This window comes from Flavobacterium nackdongense (assembly GCF_004355225.1).
Lineage (GTDB): Bacteria > Bacteroidota > Bacteroidia > Flavobacteriales > Flavobacteriaceae > Flavobacterium > Flavobacterium nackdongense.
In genome coordinates this window covers 3,822,763-3,843,888 of record NZ_CP037933.1, presented here as the reverse complement: position 1 = coordinate 3,843,888, position 21,126 = coordinate 3,822,763, and the positions used below count along the sequence as shown (strand labels likewise).

At 37.0% G+C, this 21,126-nt stretch carries 11 protein-coding genes; 2 read left to right on the top strand and 9 right to left on the bottom strand.

Annotated features, from left to right (window positions below):
* Positions 1-80 precede the first annotated feature (80 nt).
* Genes E1750_RS16470 through E1750_RS16430 form a run of 9 tightly spaced genes read right to left on the bottom strand, consistent with a single transcriptional unit; the run spans position 81 to position 15,176 of the window.
* A complete protein-coding gene (locus tag E1750_RS16470) occupies positions 81-992 on the bottom strand; it encodes a glycoside hydrolase family 16 protein (RefSeq protein WP_133277819.1) in 912 nt (303 codons plus the stop codon).
* A gap of 33 nt (positions 993-1,025) precedes the next feature.
* Positions 1,026-3,455: a beta-galactosidase GalB gene (gene galB, locus E1750_RS16465; protein WP_133277818.1), complete on the bottom strand. Its 2,430-nt coding sequence runs from the start codon at positions 3,453-3,455 to the stop codon at positions 1,026-1,028.
* Positions 3,456-3,512: 57 nt separating this feature from the next.
* A complete protein-coding gene (locus tag E1750_RS16460; protein ID WP_133277817.1) occupies positions 3,513-5,450 on the bottom strand; it encodes a sialate O-acetylesterase in 1,938 nt (645 codons plus the stop codon).
* Positions 5,434-6,837 (bottom strand): sulfatase family protein, encoded by a 1,404-nt coding sequence (locus E1750_RS16455; protein ID WP_133277816.1) that lies wholly within the window; start codon positions 6,835-6,837, stop codon positions 5,434-5,436. Before E1750_RS16455 ends, E1750_RS16460 begins: the two co-directional genes overlap by 17 nt.
* A 2-nt stretch (positions 6,838-6,839) precedes the next feature.
* A complete protein-coding gene (locus E1750_RS16450; protein WP_133277815.1) occupies positions 6,840-7,970 on the bottom strand; it encodes a glycoside hydrolase family 43 protein in 1,131 nt (376 codons plus the stop codon).
* Between the two features lie 20 nt (positions 7,971-7,990).
* Complete coding sequence (locus tag E1750_RS16445) at positions 7,991-11,194, bottom strand: glycoside hydrolase family 2 TIM barrel-domain containing protein (protein WP_133277814.1); 3,204 nt, start codon at positions 11,192-11,194, stop codon at positions 7,991-7,993.
* A 24-nt stretch (positions 11,195-11,218) separates the two neighbouring features.
* Positions 11,219-12,175: an alpha/beta hydrolase gene (locus E1750_RS16440; RefSeq protein WP_133277813.1), complete on the bottom strand. Its 957-nt coding sequence runs from the start codon at positions 12,173-12,175 to the stop codon at positions 11,219-11,221.
* Between the two features lie 49 nt (positions 12,176-12,224).
* Positions 12,225-13,649: an arylsulfatase gene (locus E1750_RS16435; RefSeq protein WP_133277812.1), complete on the bottom strand. Its 1,425-nt coding sequence runs from the start codon at positions 13,647-13,649 to the stop codon at positions 12,225-12,227.
* 15 nt (positions 13,650-13,664) lie between these two features.
* Positions 13,665-15,176 (bottom strand): sulfatase family protein, encoded by a 1,512-nt coding sequence (locus E1750_RS16430; protein WP_227873993.1) that lies wholly within the window; start codon positions 15,174-15,176, stop codon positions 13,665-13,667.
* A gap of 521 nt (positions 15,177-15,697) precedes the next feature.
* On the opposite strand from E1750_RS16430, the gene E1750_RS16425 reads away from it, so the two are divergent.
* Together E1750_RS16425 and E1750_RS16420 are read left to right on the top strand one after the other, a co-directional pair.
* Positions 15,698-19,717, top strand: coding sequence for a hybrid sensor histidine kinase/response regulator transcription factor (locus tag E1750_RS16425; RefSeq protein ID WP_133277810.1), 4,020 nt, complete (start codon positions 15,698-15,700; stop codon positions 19,715-19,717).
* A gap of 259 nt (positions 19,718-19,976) precedes the next feature.
* Positions 19,977-21,056, top strand: coding sequence for a fasciclin domain-containing protein (locus E1750_RS16420; protein WP_133277809.1), 1,080 nt, complete (start codon positions 19,977-19,979; stop codon positions 21,054-21,056).
* Positions 21,057-21,126: the final 70 nt, after the last annotated feature.

The window sequence follows — 21,126 nt, the reverse complement described above, 5'->3', positions numbered from 1 at the left end:
AAATGTACGATTAGAAAAAAAAATTGAAAAGAAATACAGTTGCTTCGAACAATTCATCTTTCCAGTCCGTTTTGTATTTTTTACTTTATTTCCTTTGTTTGATATACCCGTACATAATCGATATAAGCTTCTGCTACACCTCCCTTTTGAATGAAGTCATTTTTGCGAACATCACCCTGCAACCAATCATTTTTCCCAAAACAGCTACCAGAAAAATAGAGATACTCCGCTACCTGCGGGATTGCTTTTGGATCGGTTATTTCTTTTACTACTTTGCCATCACAATAAAATTTCAAGTAAGTGGGTGTCCATTCTAATGCAAAAATATGGTATTCCGTATCGTGAATGTTAGGCTTTTTAATATTGCTTCCAGTGCCTTTGTGTGCAGGTTTAGCATACCCATCCCAATGCAAACCAAGCGAATAGGAACGTAATTTATTGCCTTCGACAATGTCTATTTCAGCACCATCATTGGCAGTACCATCGGGTGTTGTTGTTGACGCCATTCCATTTCCTTCAGGCATCATCCAAAAAGCACTTTGATAGCCATCGGGTTTTACTAAATGCATTCTTGTTTCGAAATAGCCGTAGGTTGGCGCGTATTTTTTATTGGAATTAAATCGTCCCGCCATATAAGTGGTGTCGTTTAAGGACGATTTGCTATAATAAATATAGGCTTTTCCGTCTTTCTCTTGCACTTGGTCGTCATTGGAATACAACATAATATCGACACGTTTTTTCGGAGCATTTTCTACGTTCCATTTCGAAGTATCGATTTTAGTATCATTAAACTCGTCTGAAAAAACCAACTTCCAGTTGCTTTTCTTAGTTTTTGTCGAAGTAGAATCCGAAACTATAAATGGTTTGGCTGAATTAGGTGTTTCTTTATCAACAAAAGCAGGATTCTTAGCTGTGGAAATTCCGTGCTTCGATTTACATCCAATAGTTAAAACAATCAAAAACCCTAAGAATAATAAAATTTGTTTCTTCATTTTAATTTTTTTATTTCAAAATTGACTAGACGATTATTTAGTCAAATTTTCAGTTGTGATTTTTACTTCTTCTGCGTTCAGTAATCCTCCAGAAACTTTCAAAGTAATTTCTCCAGCAGTAGTGTCAGATTCAACAGTTACCACTAATTTTCCGTTGAATGTTCTCATATATTTTGAAGCAAAAGACGTTTGGTCTGTGGCATCGCCATTGCAAACGGCTTTTAATTTTCCAGCACCAGTTACATCAAAGAACAATAAATTAGCGGCTCTTGGGCACAAATTTCCATCCTTATCTAAAAGTTCAACAGTTACGAAAGACAAATCTTTTCCATCAGCTTTAATGGTTTGTCTGTCGGCAGTAAGTTTTATGTTATAAGTTTCGCCAGCGGTTTTGATGATTTTTTCTGCCACCACTTTGTCGTTTTTATCATACCCCACTACTTTGATTTCTCCTGGTTCATAAATTACATCATCCCACATCAAACGGTATCTTTTAAGCATACTTGATTTGTCTTTTACTCTTGTACCCATACTTTTTCCGTTGACAAATAATTCTGCTTTTGGATAATTGGTATAAACAAAAACAGGCACTTTTTGATTCAAACGATCAGGCCAAGTCCAATGTGGCAAAACGTGAAAAACGGGTTTTTCGCTCCATTTGCTTTGGTACAAATAATACCTGTCTTTTGGGATTCCAGCTAAATCAACAATTCCAAAATAAGAACTTCGTGCTGGCGTTCCTTCATTATAAGGCGAAGGTTCGCCCAAATAATCAAAACCTGTCCAAACAAATTCTCCAGCCACCCAGTCTAAATCATCTTGGTATTGAAATTCATAATCAGGTAGGTCTGCCCAGCTACAGGTTTCTAGGTCATAACTTGTTAATTGATAGTCTGTGTACCACGCTTTTTTAGAAGGAGTTACAGGAAATTTATATTCTCCACGAGAACTTACTGTCGAAGCGGTTTCGCTACCATAAATAGTAAATGTCGGGTTTTCTTGGCGCATTTTTTCATAGAAATCGGGTGCGTAATTAAAACCAACTAAATCTACTTCTGCTGCTAAACCATTTTTTATGGCTCCTTTCCAATTATTGAAACCCGCCGAAACAGGACGAGTTGGGTCTAAATCGTGACTAATTTTCGTTAAAAATTTTGCCATTGCAGCACCTTCGGGCATACCTTGTTCTCTGATTTCATTTCCTATGCTCCACATCACCACAGATGGATGGTTTCGGTCTCTTTTGATCATTGCTGTTAAATCTTTTTCGGCCCATTGGTCAAAAAATTCGCCATAACCATTGGTGTTTTTACCGTTTTTCCATTCGTCGAAAGATTCTACTTGTACCATCAATCCGATGCTGTCGCATATTTTTAATAATTCTAATGACGGAGGATTGTGCGATGTTCGAATGGCATTTACACCCATTTCTTTCATCATTACCAATTGACGCTCGGTAGCTCTAAAATTGACTGCAGCACCTATTGGTCCTAAATCGTGGTGCAAACAAACGCCTTTGAATTTGGTATATTTTCCGTTTAAGAAAAATCCTTTATCCCTGTCGAACTTAATGGTTCTAAAACCAAACACCGATTTATATTCGTCTTTTTGAATTTTACCAACAAAAACTTTTGAAACAGCAGTATATAAAACAGGCGTTTCAGGGCTCCATAAACTTGGTTTATTGACTTTCAATTTTTGTTCAAATGCTTTATTCCCCTCGCTTTTTGTTGAGGCTACTTTTTGTCCTTTAGCATCAAAAATTTCTGTTATTAGTTGTACTTTTTCATCTCCATCAATTTCGGTTTTAATGTTGACTTCGCCCATTTTAGGTGAAACAACTGGAGTTGTAATATAAGTTCCCCATTGTGCCACTCGAACCGGAGCTGTTTTTACCAATCGTACATTTCTATAAATTCCTGCTCCCGAATACCATCTTGACGATTCTTCTTTGTTTTCTAAACGAACAGATAAAATATTTTCTTTTCCTAACTGAATGTATTTTGTCAATTCAAACGAAAAAGAAGAATAGCCATAAGGCCATTCGCCAATATAAACGCCGTTTAAATATACTTTCGAACGGCTCATTGCACCATCAAATTCTACAAAAATTCGTTTCCCTTCATCAGATTTTGAAATGTTTAATGCTTTTCTATACCAACCAATTCCGAAACAAGGCAACGCTCCAGTTCTTCCTGTTCGTAATTTTGCCCCTCGATCGCCATCTTCAATCACGGTAACTTTTTGCATATCGATGGTCATATCAAAAGGTCCTGCAATTGCCCAATCGTGGGGAACGGTAACGGTCTGCCACGAGGAATCGTCAACTTGATTTATATTAGTTGTTGGGATTTCTTTATTGAGGAAACGCCAACCTGTATCGAGTAATTGTACTTCTCTTTTTTGAGCTTGCAGTTGAAAAGCGAGGCACATCAAGCTAATAATAAATAGGCTTTTTTTCATTGTGTTAGTGGTTAAATAAGGTATGTAAAAGGTGTTTTTTTATAAGAATCAGTTTATCTACCAAGAATCTGTTCTGAACGGAGAAGCCGGAATGCCTTCGGTGTTGAATAATTTTTCGCCCTCGGGATTGTCTGCCCAAGCATAACGGACAGCTACAGGATTCGGAACAGCTGCGCTTGAAACTATAATTTTCCCGTTTTCGATTTTGGCCTCAGCCCAAACGAACTTTTTGTCTTCGCCAGCTATGGCAAAATTGGTGTGTGTACCTTCTCCTTTGAATTGCATTGCGCTTCCAAAAGTGGCAAAAGAGAGTATGATTTTACCTTTTTCTACTAGCATTGATTCGAATTTTGGTCCGTAACAAACTACTTTAGCCTCGCCGTACACTAGATTTTGTGCAATAAGCGCTAAGCGTTTTCCAACCGGCTCCTTTTGATGTGGGTGAATGTCGTTCCATTCGCCAAGATCTATTGTCGTTGCCATTCCGGTGTTTGGTACTGCCAAAGTTTTTAATTGAGATTCTCTTAATAATGCCCAATTACTGTCGGCTGGATTGGGTTGTACCTTTTGATAATTAGGCAATTGCACAAACAAAAAAGGCATATTTGGATTGCCAAAAACGGTTCTTAATTCTCCAATAAGTGCTGTTTGCAGCTGTACATATTCTTTTGGTTTACCGGAATTTCCTTCGCCTTGGTACCATAATGCGCCTTTAACTGCGTAATTTTTTAAAGGTTGAATCATCGCATTGTACAATGAGGTTGGTTTCCATCTTAAATTAACCGTGTTGGGCAAGGCATCCATTTTTGCGCCTATTTTGTATTTCCAAGTTCCCGCAAGATTCAGAGCTCCCCCTTTGGTAACCAGCTGATATTGCAATCCTTCCACAAAGCCGCCATTGCCTCTTTTTTTAACCAAACGAATAGTAATGGTGTTTTTACCTTCTACAAAAGTATTGGGCAAAACTCCGTACTTTCGAGACGACCATTGATCCTTGGTAGAACCTACAAATATGCCGTTGACATAAGTAGAATCGGCTCCCATCATTGTACCTAGCTTCAATATCGCATCAGCCGAGGCTTCTTGTTTCGTAACTTCAATTTCTTTTTTATACCAAACTACGCCATTTGCTTTTTCAAGTGCTGTGCCGTTTGTCAAACCCGGAATTTTAGCTTCCTGCCAATCTGCGATGGATGTTGCATTGGATTGCCAATTGCCTTTACTTGCTATTCCTTCGTCAGTTTGCAACAGCTTTGCATTCCAAGTTTTATCTAATTCTAAGTCTTTATTTTCGATGCTTTTTACGAATTCAGGATTTTTTAATGCTGCAATTTCGTTATAGCTTTCGGGAAATGGCTTCAAGGCCTCTTCGCTAAGCCAAGCGTGAATAGGAGTTCCGCCATAACTTGAATTGATCATTCCGATTGGAATTTGGTATTTTGCATAGATATTTTTTGCAAAAAAATAAGCCGCTGCCGAAAATTTCGGAACATTGGCAGGATTGGCCGCCGACCACGAACCGCCACTTAAATCCGTTCTTGGCGTATTGAATTCATATTCTCGTGGCACTTCAAAATTTCTGATGAATTTGTTTTCAGAATTGGCAATTTCCGTTTCATATAATTCGCGGCATTGTCCCACAGTCATTGCCATATTGGACTGACCTGAACACAACCAAACATCGCCAATTAAAATATCATTAATTACGATAGCGTTACTTGCGGCAATCTTCATAACATAAGGGCCACCTGCTTTTAAATTGGTCAATGGCAATTCCCATAGGCCTTGTTTATTGGCTTGAATTTTATGTTTTTTATTCATAAAATCGATGGCAATTTTTTCATTGGCGGAAGCCCAACCCCAAATTTTAATTTTGGTATCCCGTTGTAAAATCATTCCATCGCTAATTAATTTTGGAAGTCTTACTTGGCAAAAAGCCGCCGTAGCTATGAAAACGAATACTATGACAAGAAAATATTTATTTAACTGTTTCATTTTGATTTAAATTACTTTTTATTTGTTTATTTTTTTTCATAATCAGGCCTTCAAAAATTGGCTCGATGAGTTGGGAATCCCATTCTTTTCTGAGGTTATCCATCTTTTGTAGTTCTGTGGGAAATTGCTTTGCAATATCATTTATTTCCCCAATATCCTCTTTCAAATTGTAGAGTTCTGGTTCGTTGTCTTTGTTCAAAACTAACTTTAAATCGTTGTGCCGAACAGCATATTTCTTTTCATCAAATTTTCTTAAATAAATGGTTTCGTGCGGAATTGCTTTATTATTTCCAGTTATAAAAGGAATCAAATTAACGCCATCTAATGGCTTGTCTTTGATGATTGGGGCTTTTGAAAGTGCGGCAATTGTTGCAAAAATATCGAGTGACGAAACTGGATTGTCGTAGACCGTTGGTTTCACAGTGCCTTTCCATTGCATAGCAAAAGGAACGTGAAAGCCGCCTTCGTAAACCGATGACTTTCCGGCTCTCAAAACACCATTGTCAGAACTGTTGTCGTTTTCTGGGCCACCATTATCAGACAAGAAATAAACTAAGGTATTCGAATCTAGGTGTAACGCTTCTAATTTATCTAAAAGTCTTCCTACACCATCGTCAACGGCGCTGACCATTGCAGCATAAGTTTTTCGTTTTTTATCCTCAATATTCGGAAAACGATCTAAATATTCTTGTGTAGCTTGAAGCGGTGAATGTGGAGCGTTATAAGATAAATACAAAAAGAAAGGTTCTTTTTTATTTCTTTCGACAAACTGAACCGCTTCATCCGAAAACTCGTCCGTTAGGTATTTTTTGGTTTGGATAGGCTTTTGATTGCGCATAATCCAAGTTTTGTAACTCATTCCTTCATCATTGTCAACAGCGTAACTATCTTGGATTGTTAATTGTTCTGGAAAATAGGCGTGTCCTCCACCCAAATGTCCAAAGAATTCTTGAAATCCTCGGTTCAAAGGATGATTCGAAATATCGGCTCCTTGATGCCATTTGCCCACAATTCCTGAAGTGTAGCCAACTTGTTTTAAGGCTTCCGCCAATGTTTGTTCTGTTTTTGGCAAACCCATATTAGGGTCGTGAGGACGGTATTGTGGGTTTCTTTCGTAGCCAAAACGTTGCGGATAACGACCTGTTAAAAGTCCTGCCCTACTGGGTCCACAAACAGAAAAGGTAACATAAGCATTGGTGAATTTTACTCCTTCGTTGGCTATTCTGTCTATGTTTGGAGTTGGAATGTCTTTGCATCCATTAAAACCCACATCTGCATAGCCCAAATCATCGGCTAGGATAATTATGATGTTTGGTTTTTGCGCATTTTGGCTGTAGCCAACACATTGGCACAAACAAATAAGGATAAAAATGGTAAAATTTTTCATTTCTATTTATTAAAAAAATCCAAATCCCACGATTGATGCCACTTCAAAAACGGAATTCCATCTTCAAATTCAACAGGCAACCATATATAGCGACTGTCGCCCAAATCTTTTGAATTCCAGCGATCACCAACATAAATGAAAGTATTTTTCTTTCCGATAACTGGAATTACAAAAGTGCTTTGCGAATGGAAAGTTGTTTTCTTTTCTTCTTCTGATCCTCTACACGGATTTTCCAAGGCTTTCCAACCCGACATCATATTGTCGGAAACAGCCAATCGACCCGGATTTGGATTCCAACCCGTTGTGTAGGACGAAAACATAAAATATTTGCCATCTTTTTTCAAAATCGCCGGTGCCTCATTGGTTTCGCCAGGAAAAACACGCACATAGTCATCGGTCATTGACAAATAATCATCGGAAAGTTTAGAAATTAACAGCGTTTGGTTCTCTTCCGAAGCGGTAATATGGTAAGCTTGTTCATCCTCATCTACAAATAAATTCATATCTCTGGACATTTGCCCCGTTTCAAAATCTCTTATCATATGAACACCAGCAAAGCCTTTATGATTCGGTTTTACAGGCTCTTTTAGCGGAAGCGACGCTATTTGTTGTTGTTCTTTAGTGAAGTTTTTTGCATAAACTTTAGGGTGTAACCGCATACTGTTGATGTACCTAAAAGGGCCAGTAACCTTATCTGAAACGGCCACGCCGGTCAATGCGGCTTTGTAACCCTGATCTTTTAACTCGTGGTGGAACCACATGACGAATTTTTGTGTCTTTTTATTATAAATGACCTTTGGGCGTTCTAACACACATCCTTTTCGTAACATCGAAGTAGTGTCATTAGACATTGACAATGCCACGCCTTCGTCTTTCCAATTATACAAATCTTTAGAGCTGTACACGTGAACGCCAACTAATGCTTTCGCCCCCATTTTGCCTGATTCTTTGTGCTCGCCAAACCAATAATAGGTCTCGTCATACACCAAAAAACCGCCTCCGTGCGCATTCACAGCATTTCCCTTGTCATCCAACCAAACTTCACCAGGTTTGAAATTGGTGTAGGCAGTTTGTGCTATTGCAAAGTAGCTAGAAAACAATAATACAATTAGTAAAATATCTTTGGACTTCATTTTCATTTTATTTATTTCACCTATTTAATTGGAATAATTTTATAAGAATATTCCAAATTGCCCGCGTTGACTCTGTATTCCTTATGAGCAAGTCCAGAAGGACTCCAACTATTGTCGCCTCCAACACCTGTTTGTGCATAATCTATATTGACACTGACCAACTCTCGTTTTTTTATGTCGATGGAATGGCGTTGTATTTTCTTTTCACCATCATCAAAATCATCATTGTATTGGTGGTGTGCGCTAAAACTGAACAATTCAGGTCGTTCAATTCTCACTCCTTTGCCGTTGTTGTTGGTAAAAGTTACCCAACGCACCTCGGTTTTATACCCGTTTTCCTGTGGACGGATGTAGGCAAAATACAAATCGGAAACAGAGGCTTTATATTGCCCCACCAATGCGGATGTTTTTCGGTCTTGGTAATTTTCGTGTGGCCCACGGCCGAACCAATTTACCGTTTGATACGCGTCTTTTAGTATTAAATTATTTCCAAATCTTGGCAAATGAGGCAGATCGGCTTTTATATTTTGCAATTGATTGTTTACTGTAATTTCGCCCAGCGCATTGATGGTGTAGGAAACTATAATTTTTCCCTCAACTGCTGGTAAATCAAAGGTAGCTTGAATCGTTATTTGGTCCTTGATTTCGTTTTTAGACTTGATTTTAATTTCTTTCGCATTCTTCAAGAATTTAACATCTTTTAGCACTTGATTTTTAGTGGCTTGTTTCCATTGTGCTAATGTTTTTTGTGATTTTGCCCCGAAATCATTATCGGTTGTGGCTCGCCAAAAGTTGGGTTCAACTCCTTTCAGCAAAATATTTCCGTTTCCATAATCTAAGGAGCTTAGAGTTCCTTTGTTGTTATCAAATTCTATTTTGAAATTTGCATTTGAAATTAAAGTGATTGCATTTTCTTGCACTACTGAAATTGAACCGTTCACTACTGGTTTTACAACAACTATTTTTTCAATAGGCAATTGAAACTGCTCATACGCCACGATATGATTTAAAGGCATCAAATCCGTAGCATTTTTATTCAAAGCGTAAATATTCAAATGGTATTCCCCGTTTTGATATGCAATCTTTGGCAAATCCATTTTTACGAGTTTGGTTTCATACGTTAAAATATCCAAAGTTGGGAAAACCCCAGAGGCTATTTCTATGCCATTTTCCAAAAGTTTCCAAGTAAACTGAAATTGATTTAAATTGGTAAAATCATATCTATTCTTGATAGCGATTTCGCCTTCTTTTAAATTTGAAGCTCTGAATTTAATATATTGATATACTTTTTTGACTTCGTACAAAGCGGGATGCGCCGTTCTATCGGGAGCAATAATTCCGTTGGAACAGAAGTTTTCGTCGTTTTGATAATTGAAGCCTCCAAAATCACCTCCATACCCCCAATACTTTTCGCCAGCTTCATTTTTGGTTAAAATTCCTTGATCTACCCAATCCCAAATAAATCCGCCTTGCATCGTAGGATATTTTTCGATGACGTCCCAATAATCCTGTAAATTCCCGGTACTATTTCCCATCGAGTGTGCGTATTCGCATTGAATCAATGGTCGTGTCTGATTCTTTTCGACATATTTAATCATACTCTCGATGCTCCAATACATTGGCGCTTGAATATCGGTATTAGCATAATTTGTTGCTCCTTCGTACTGAGTTGGCCTAGTGCTGTCGTGTTCTTTCAACCATTTATAAGTGGCAAAGAAATTTTCGCCATTACCCGCTTCATTTCCTAAAGACCAAGTCACGATGCAAGGATGATTTTTATCTCGTTCAAACATTTTAATGGTTCTGTCTAAATGGGTGGCTTTCCATTGTGGTAAATAATTGGGATGAACAGCCTGTTTTTTCTTGTTGCCATCCAATCCTTGGTTGGTAGCACCCATACCGTGAATTTCGATATTCGCTTCATCGATGACATAAAAACCATATTTGTCACACAACCTATAAAAATGGGCGTTTTTAGGAAAATGAGCGCACCGAATAGCATTGATATTGTTTTGTTTCATTATTTGTAAATCCTTCAAGGTAAGCGCTTCGGAAATGACGTGCCCCTCGGTTTCGCTATGATCATGAATATTTACCCCTTTTATTAATACCGGTTTGCCATTGACTAAAAACTGATTGTTTTTGATGGATACATTTCTAAAACCAACTTTGATAGCTGTCGATTCTGTTATGGTCCCTTTTTTATCTTTCAAGGTTATTAAAAGGGTATATAAATTAGGATTTTCGGCATTCCAAGTTTTTACATTGGGTAGTTTTGTGTTAAAATCTAAAGTGTTTGCACCGATTTTTGCAAGGAGACTTTTGGTGTCAGAAAACACAGTGTTTTCTCCGTCCAATAACTGGATGGATACAGTATTATTTGCATTGGTTTTACCGTTGTTCTCTATTTGCAGCGCCAAATTAAAAACGCCATCCCTATAATTATTTTCTAAATCAGAAACCACTCTAAAATCTCTAACAGTGACTTTATTGGCCGCATAAATAAAGACATCCCTTTCGATACCACTTATTCTCCAAAAATCTTGATCTTCTAAATAACTGCCGTCATGCCAACGCAAAACCAGCACCGCCACCGTGTTTTTTCCTTTTTTGACAACATCCGTTATTTTGAATGCCGATGGAGTTTTGCTGTCTTCATTGTAGCCCACTTTCACGCCATTGACCCAAACGTACATAGCGCCACTTACACCTTCGAAATGGAGGTAAATGTCTTTTCCAGTCCAATTCTCGGGAACTTCAAAATCCCTTTTATAACTTCCATTGTTGTTCATATCGTGAGGAATAAAAGGCGGATTGGCAGGAAACATATAAATTATGTTCGTATAAAACGGAATGCCATATCCTTTCAATTCCCAGTTGGAAGGGACTTCGATTTTATTCCAACCTTTTACCGAAAAATCATCTTTGTAAAAATCAGTCGGTCTTGTGGTTACATTATCGGCATAATAAAAATCCCAACTGCCGTTTAAGGATTTGTAAAATGGTGAATTGTTCCAACTGTCATTTTTCAATGCATCCGATTCATTCTCATAACTATAAAAACTGGCCGTCGGTTTTTCTCTATTGATTTGAAAAATTTCTGGGTTTTCCCATTCAGGGTTTTCCCATTTGGGTGCGGTGTATTTGGGTTTTTCAACAACTTGCGCTTGGATCGAAAAAACCGTTGTACAGATTGCCAAAAGAGCTAAACGATGTATTTTCATTGTTAAATGGAATTGAATTAAAATTTAATTTTTCGTTGGATTCTCAACTGTTATAAATTGATTGATTTTCAACCAATCTTCGCATTGTTTCGTCCAGTTTTGACTTGTCGTTGCTGGGCGACCCATACCAAAACCGTGTTTTCCCGTTTGGAATAAATGAATTTCGGATGGAACTTTATTTTTTCTTAATGCCAAAAAATACTGAATACTATTTTCTATTACTACCGATGTATCGTCAAAAGCATGCACGATATAGGTTGGCGGCGTTACAGCATCAATATGCTTTTCGTTTGAATATTTTTCGATTAATTCCTGAGCTGGTTTTATTCCTAAAAGATTGGTTCTAGAACCTTTGTGCGTAATGGTTTCGTCCATTGAAATTACGGGATAGACTAAAATAGAAAAATCAGGTCTCGCGCTAATAGCATCTTTTACTTTATACAGCTCGTAATTGTAATGAGTGGATAGTGTGGAAGCGAGATGACCGCCCGCAGAAAAACCGATGACACCTACTTTTTGAGCATTTATTCCCCATTGTGCCGCATTTCGTCTTATAAACCGAATGGATTCTTGTGCATCTTGCAAAGGTCCAATGGTTTTGTCTTTCATGATTTCGTCACTTGGCAATCTATATTTTAAAATAAAAGCTGTTATTCCTTGTGAGTTCAACCATTTGGCTATTTTATAACCTTCGCCAATCATATAAAGCCTGAGATAAGCACCTCCCGGATAAATAACTACTGCCGTTCCGTTTGGTTTTTCTGGTTTGCATACGGTTAAAGTCGGTACTGAAACTTTACTGTAAAACTCAACCAACCCGCCTTTTATTTCTGTTTCTTCCTTGTATTCTTTGTTAGAAATTGCGCCCGGAATTTCTCCGTTCCATAAAGGAAGCACTTCGTTTTGGGCCTGTAAAAAATCTGTGACACCAAAAAACAGGGTCAAGAGTAGCAATGTTTTAATACTAAAGTTTTTTTTCATTCTTATTGAATTACTTTATATTGTAATTGGTTATATTTTAAAAAACAAATCATTTAAACTGAAAAACTTCGGATTCTGTTCGGCTAGATTCGAGAATTTTGGACAATTCAGCTACCTTTTCAGGCATTTTAGATGCCAAATCAGTGGTCTCGGAAAGGTCATTTTCTAAATTATACAATTGGTATTTGCCATTATTATTGACATTGTATTTTATCAATTTCCAATTGGCTTTTCTAATCGCTTGTCGTCCTCCCAATTCGTGAAATTCCCAATACAAATAGTCGTGCTGTTTTTGAATGCCTTTACCTAGCAAGGTTGGAAGAAACGAAACACCATCAATCTTAGTAGGAACTTGGGTATTGATAAGCTCTGCCAATGTTGGCATCACATCCCAAAAGGCAGAGACATGCCCGGTTTTGCTGCCCTTCGCAATTTTTCCTTTCCATTTAACAATCATTGGAACGCGTATTCCCCCTTCGAATAAATCTCTTTTGTAGCCTTTGAGCGGTCCATTGCTGTTGAAATAATCAGGATCGGCGCCCCCTTCTTGATGTGGTCCATTGTCTGAGGTGAAAATGATTATGGTGTTATCTTCTAAACCCAATTCTTTAATCTTCGCAACAATTTCGCCCACTTGCTCGTCCAACAAAGTTACCATAGCGGCAAAAGCAGCGTGACAATACGGTTGAGAAGCGTACTCTCCTTTTCTGAAATTTTTGCCTGCATCCGTCCCAATATATGCTTTTTCGGGTTCAAATTTTCCATTAAATTTATTCATATAAACTTCAGGAGCTACTAATTCTGCGTGCGGCAACGGACTGGCATAATACAAGAAAAAAGGGTCTTTTCTGTTTTTTTCTATAAATAACAGGGCTTTTTTATGAATCAAATCCGGCCCATATTGCCCTTTATTAGAGCCTTCGTTTTCGGTAAGCAGCACTTTATTATTATTGGCCCACAAATGGTAGGGATAATAATTATGTGCTAACTTTTGACAATTATACCCATAAAAAGTGTCAAATCCTTGTTGCAACGGATCGCCTTCCGAGCCAACATTTCCTAATCCCCATTTTCCAAAAGCGCCCGTTTTATACCCCTTTTCTTGTACTAATTCTGCAATAGTAAAGGCTGCGGCGGGTATTGGATATTGTCCTTCGGGTTGCACTTCCTTATTTCCTCTGATAAAAGTATGGCCTGTGTGCTGCCCTGTAAACAAAGCCGATCTGGAAGGGGCACAAACCGCTGCTCCTGAATAATGCTGGGTAAACAACATTCCTTGTTGGGCTAAGTGATCGATATTGGGTGTTGTAAACTTTTGCTGACCATAGCAACTTAAATCACCATAACCCAAATCGTCTGCGAGAATGTATATAATGTTAGGTTTCAGTATATCCAAAGCAGGTTTCTCCTGCGCAGTACAATAAATTGCTGCAATAGAAAAAAAAAGGAGAAACGCTATTTTATGAGATTTCATCACCTACGAATCAAATTATTCCAATTTCAATTCTTGAATATTGGTACTGGACTTTCCCCGAATTTTTTCAAAACAAGCCATCATCTCTTTCAGTTTTTCAGGATTTGATTTGGCCAAATTTTGTTTTTGACCAATGTCTTCTTTCAAATTGTACAATTGATACTCTTTGTTATTCCCCACTTCGATATTGACATCACCGTAAACAGGCACTCCCTTATAAGGAGGAATCATCGCCCAATCACCCTGTCTGAAGGCAGTTTTTGAAGATGCCTCTAAAACGAGTTCCTTTCGTCCGATGCTAGTTTTTCCGGTAAAAACAGGCATTAGGTTTTCACTATCCGGTGTTGTTACATTACTGCCCACTAGAGAAGCTAACGAAGACAATAAATCAATCTGGCAGACCAAAGCATCTGAAACAGCTGGTTTAATTTTTCCGGGCCAACTCACCACAAATGGAACACGAGTTCCAGCATCGAACAAACTGTATTTTCCTCCTCGTAATGGTCCAGCAGGCTTGTGTTTACCTAATTTTGTAACAGCATCATCATAGTAGCCATCATTGAGAACGGGACCATTGTCACTTGACAAAACAATCAAAGTATTTTCTAAAAGTCCTTCTTTTTCGAGTGTTTTGATAAATTCTCCAATAGTCCAATCGGCTTCTAATATAACATCGCCCCTAGGTCCCATTCCTGATTTACCTTCAAATCGAGGATTTGGAGTTCTAGGCACATGAGGTTGTTGAATAGCGTAATAAAGAAAAAAAGGTTCATTTTTATGCTTGATGACATAGTCTTGGGCTTTTGTTAAAAAATGATCCGACATATCGACATCGCTCCAAATGGCAGATTTTCCGCCTTTCATAAAACCAATTCTCGGAATACCGTTGACCACGCTATTATTGTGTCCGTGATGCCATTTCATTTTTACCAATTCAGGATTGGTAATTGCGGTAGGTATTCCTTCAAAATTTTTATCGTAATTCACCTCGATGGGGTCTTTTGGGTCTAGACCAACTACAAATCCATTTTCGATATAAACTGTTGGCACTCGGTCTTGGGTTGCGGCCATAATATGCGAATAATCAAATCCCACTTGGTTAGGGCTTGGACTAATTTCTTTGTTCCAATCTAAATTCCCTTCGCCTAGGCCTAAATGCCATTTTCCTACGATACCAGTTTGGTATCCTTTTTCTTTGAGCATTTTGGGAATAGTCATTTGATTGGTTTTGATCAGCAATGGCGCTGTTCCGGGCAAAATTTTAGCATCTTTTTCTCTCCAAGGATAAACGCCTGTTAGCAATCCGTAACGACTTGGCGTACAGGTTGCCGAAGTGGCATAACCATTGGTAAAACGAATTCCACTGTTTGCCAACTTGTCCATATTTGGCGTTTTGATTTCAGTTGCGCCATAAACCCCCAGATCACCATAACCTAAATCATCAGCATAAATAAAAACGATATTGGGTAATTTATTTTTAGATTTTTCATTTTGCGCATTGACCTTGCCCACTATTAAAAAAAGCATCATAATTGCGAAGGCAGCAACGGAGTAATTTGGTATTTTCATCTCATTCAAGATTAATTGGGTTTGTATAGTATACTATTTCTGTTGAAGTACTTTTCATTTTATTTTGAACCAGCATTCAACGAACGGTCGGATTCAAAAAATTGAACTATTGGATCATTTTTTGCTTGAAAATTTTAAACCAATCTTTTCCTAATAGTTATTCTCTTGTGCCTGCCACTCATCACTATTTTTGGTATTTGCATTAGTTTTGTAATTTTACGGTAACGTTTTCGGAAAGTTCTATTAGCAAAAATAAAGCTAAACACCTTATCAATAGGGGTATAATTCGTTCAATAAAAGGGTCGGAATGGGCATTTGTATAATCATTCCTTATTTTTACCCTAAATACTGCTACTTTTACAAGGATGTAGTATCAAAATCAAAGAAAAAAATATTGACTCGTTTATGTGATTTTCTATTCGGTAAAAAAGAGATAACATTCCAAAAAAACCAAATTTTAATTCAAAAGTGATTCTAAAATGCAAAAGACACTACTCTTATTTGGCCTATTATTTTTCTCGTTAATTCAGGCTCAAATTGACGATTCCAACTACGTTATGGAATACATCACTACGAGTCAAGGTTTGCCACACGATTATGTTACCTCTTTAATCAGTGACGATCATAATGTAAAATGGATTGGCACTGAAAATGGTTTGGCGAAATATAACGGGTATAATTTTGAAAATATAAAACCCGGCAAAAGTTATAAAAAACTTGAAAATGAAAACATTGAAGTTTTATTTAAGGATAAATCGGAAATCATTTGGATAGGAACAAAAAGTGGGGGAATTTCATCATTGGATATCCGAAATAACGCCATTAAAAACTACAATCACCTCATTGATGTCGGTAAAAGAGGCGGTATAAATGTAAAAGCGATTGCCGCTGATGACAAGGGTAATATTTGGATTGGAACCTGGGAAGACGGTGTCTTTGTAATTAATCCTTCCCAAAATAAATTGATTAAACACATCAAGATAAAGTCTGTAATAAACAGTATCGTCAAAGATAATCAATCCAATATGTGGATTAGTTTCTATCAAACACTAGCAAAATTTAATACCAATGGCGAGCGGACGCTCAACTACAATTTAAAAACGAATATTTCGGATTTAATTTTAGATTCAAAACGCAATAAATTATGGATAGGAACATCCTTGAGTAGCACAAAATTATACGAATATGATTTTAAAAACCAAAAGATAGATTCTATTGAAACCGGCGTACACAGCGATTTCTATAAAACACTTTCATTAGATTCCAAAAACAGGCTTTGGATTGGTACTTGGCTTCAAGGCCTTTACAGAAGTAATGCTGATTTGACTAAATTCTCCAAAATAGACCTTGTCACTCTTGATTCAGGTAAATTAAAAACAAACTATAACACCATACTCAAAGTACATCATGACAAGAACAATCAAACCTGGGTAGCCACTGCCAATGGTGGGGTTGTAAAATTAATTGAAGGCAAGAGATTTCAAAATGCAAGTGAAATAATTGATACTAAATCACTGAACGGAGATTTGAATTTTGGTGCAATATACAAATGGAAAAACACCTTATTTGTTGGTACACTGATTAATGGACTTTATTCAGGCACCAATTTTTCGAATTTAAAACCCTTAAAAGAGATTGGCTTAACCAAAATACTTTCACTCTACGAGCATCAAAATAAATTGTATGTCGGTACGAAAACCAGTTTTTATATTTATGACTTGATTGCTGCTAAAATAATTTTCACCTCAAAAAAAATATTCAAAGCCACCGCTTTTTATGTTGACCAAAGCAATACTCTTTTTATAGGCACACAGTTAGACGGGCTTGCCGTTGTTCCGCTGAAGGATATTAACAATAGTGCAGCCTACAGATTTTATTCGGATCTGAAAACTGGCGATAATAAAATTGAAAACAATCGCATCACCGGTATTAAAGAGGATTCGAAGGGAAATATATGGGTAGGCACTTATAATGGTTTGCATTTATATGATAAAGCCAGGAGAAAATTTAATGCAAAATCGCTTTTGATAAATGATAAATTGCCGAGTGTCATCATTAATTCAATTGCCATCAAAGAGGATAATATATGGCTTGGAACCCCTAGCGGATTGATTAAATTAGGGTATGAAAACAAAAAACTCGCCATTAAATACGAACTCAACAAGGAAAATGGCTTGAATAGTGATTTTATTTGTGCCATAACTTTTGATGCCCAATCTAATTTATGGATGAGTACCAAAACTGAAATTGTAAAATACAACGAAAAAAAACACTCCTTTATAAGTTATGGCGAAAATGACGGCATAAAAACAACCTCATTTAACAATAGAAGCTTTTATAATTTTGAAAATAACGTGCTCTATTTTGGGGGAATTGACAACATCACCTATTTCAATCCAAATACCATTAAGGGTACAAATTCCTTACCCGAGGTGATATTCACCAATCTTCGTGTCAATAATAGCATCATTCAATACCCGATCGAAAAAAACGAGCATCAAATTATTGATAAAAATTTCAGCTATGTTGATAATATTCAACTGACCCATACCGATAAATTTTTCTCAATCGGATTCATTACCAATGACTTTTTGGGCAAATTAAATATTAAATACAGGTATAAATTAGAAGGCTATCAAAACAATTGGCTTGATATTCAAAATCAAAACGAAATCAATTTTGCCGGTCTTAATGCCGGAAAATATATTCTCAAAGTATCGGCCACTCGCGACAATCAAACCTGGAGCGAACCCAAAAGTATCACTATCGAAATATTGAATTCCCCTTGGACAAGCCCTTGGGCGATTATGCTTTACTTGCTTCTGATCATTTCACTCGTTTATTATTTTTTAAAATTCTACAAAAATCAATTACAGCTTAAAAACAATCTAGAAATTGCCCGAAATGACAAGGAAAAAGAGATGGAATTGAGCGAATTAAAACTCAATTTCTTCACCAATATTTCCCACGAGTTCAGAACGCCGTTGACGCTAATTATTAGCCCACTCAATGAACTTATGGAAAACTTAGAGGCGAGTCCGAAAATTGCTAAAAAACTAAGTATCATTGACCGAAATGCCAACAGACTCCTGAATCTAATCAATCAATTGTTAGATTTTCGAAAAGCAGAATACGGTCTGTTGCAATTGAATGTATCCAACGGCAATATCGTAAGGTTTTCGAAAGAAGTGCATCTGTATTTTAACGAAATGGCAAAATCTAAAGAAATCAAATACAAGTTTAAGCACAGCGAAGACGAAATCCTTTTCCCATTTGATAGAAACAAAATTGAAATTGTATTATGTAACTTACTTTCCAATGCTATAAAATATTGTAACGCAGGCGACAAAATCACTTTGGAAGTATCCAAAAACGACACCTTTTGCATCATTTCTGTTAAAGATTCAGGACTCGGAATGGAAGCCGATTATTTGGACAAAATTTTCGATCATTTTTACCAGATTAAATCTGCCGAATCTACCGAAATGATTGGCAGTGGAATTGGACTGTCTTTCTCCAAAAAAATAATTGAACTACATCACGGGACGATTGAGGTACAAAGTCAAATAAATAAGGGTACCGAATTTATCATAAAACTCCCTTTAAGTCTAAATTATAACGAAGGCGAAATCGACGCTAATTTCATTAATACCGACAACATCAACGCCTATGACACGGAATGGAATGAAAATCAAATAGAAAATTTGAGCATTAACAAAAAAGAAAACACCCTCCTACTCATAGATGACAATCAAGATATACTAGAATATTTGAAAGATATTCTATCGGATTCGTATAATATTATCGTAGCTGGTGACGGCGACCAAGGATTCAAAATAGCCTCAACCGAAATCCCTGACCTCATTGTGAGTGATGTAATGATGCCTGTAAAAGACGGCATTACGCTTTGCACTGAATTGAAAGCACAAATCATAACTTCGCACATTCCGATCATATTATTGACTGCGCGATCTTCGACTGTATTTGAAATTCAAGGGCTGCAAACCGGAGCAGATGACTATATAACCAAACCGTTTAATCCGGTAATAATCAAAGCTAGAATTGCTAATTTACTCGAAAACAGAAAAAAAGTAAGAGCGCTGTTGTTAAACAAAATAAAATTTGAGCCTAACATCGAAGAAACCGATAAAGACGATAACGTAGAAAGTGCCTTTATTCACAAAGCGATCCTTTTGGTAGAAAACAATATGCAGAATAGTTCCTTTAGCATTGAATTGATGGTCGATGAGCTAAATATGAGTCAATCGACCTTATACCGTAAAATAAAATCGTTGACTGGCCTATCGCTGACCTCGTTTATCCGCTCTATTCGCTTAAAAAAAGCAGCACAATTGATTTTGCTTGACGACCTCAATTTAAGCCAAATTGCGTATGAGGTAGGCTTTAATGATTATAAATATTTTAAGATATCCTTTGAAAAACAATTTGACTGTTTACCATCAAAATACAAGGCAAAAATGACTAAGAAAAATAAATAATATCTGAAAAAAAATCTAAAATCAATTTTCAACTCATAAACTAGTAGGCGTCAATTAAACCATTGAGCATATAAGGTTTACCTACTTTACGATAAGTGAAATACCTCGAAAACGCCTTTAAAAACAACAACTATTTTAAAATTGCATTATTTGACCTCTTAATTGCATTATTTGCACCCAACTAAAACGTTGTATGTTGTTATTTTTGTGGTGTTAAAAAGTTAATTTTTAAGTTTAAAACCAAACAATTCCTCAAACCATGAAATTCATTTCAAAATTTAAAATTGCAGCTTCACTTTTGTCTTTGTCCGTGCTGATTTCATCTTGCGATAAATCAGAAGATACGGACCCAGACTTTAGGGACAATACCATCTTGACCGTTGCTACCAGTGACCCCAACTTGTCGCTTTTTGTCAATGCTCTGGCGGCAACAGATTTATCACAAACGCTTCAAGCGTCTGAGCCATATACTGTTTTTGCGCCTACCAACGCAGCATTTGAAAAATACTTGACGATGGCAAATTATTATGACCCTGGGACCAATCCAGATCCTACCAAAAAGCCACCCGTTACGATAAATAAAGTTCCAGTAAATCTGCTGAAACAGCTGTTGTTAAATCATATTGTTCTCGGCAACATTAAATCGACAGATTTAAAAACGGGTTATGTCAACACTTTAGCTACAAGCAGTATTTCTAAAATGAATACGATGAGCATGTATGTTGATGTAACTTCTGGTGTTAAATTAAATGGAGTTGCGACGGTAACATCGCCAGATATTACTGCCTCAAATGGGACGATTCATATTGTTGACGGCGTTATTGATTTCCCGATGATTACGACTCACCTTAAACTGAATCCAAAATTAAGTACGATGCTTGATGTCGTGACAAAAAATGCAGGTACTACCTTATTGAATCGTTTGTCACTTCCTAACTTTTACGAAAAAGGAAAGCAACAGTTTTTTCTACCCATCGATCCAGTAACGCTTTTCGCACCAACAAATGCAGCGTTCAATGATCTTAACGTAGAATTAGCACCAAGCGGAGGTATCGCTGCCGTTAGTCCTGCAAATATGAATAAAATCGTAAATTACCACTGCGCAAGTGATAACGCGCTAGCGAGTAGTTTGACCGATAATCAAAAAATACCAAGCCTATTAGTAATTCCTACGACGCCACCAGCTCCTATAAAATATGAAGAATTAACTGTTCAGATGGCAGGAGGCGCAAAAATTAAAGATGTAAAGAACAGGTTATCAACAATAGAAACCACGGATATTCAGTGCTGGAACGGAATTATACACGTTGTAGATAAAGTACTGCTGCCTAATTTGTAGCAAATAGCTAGCGTTTCTAAATTGAGATTTTAAAATTAAAACAAACAGAAAGGTCTGTTTCACAGCCCTA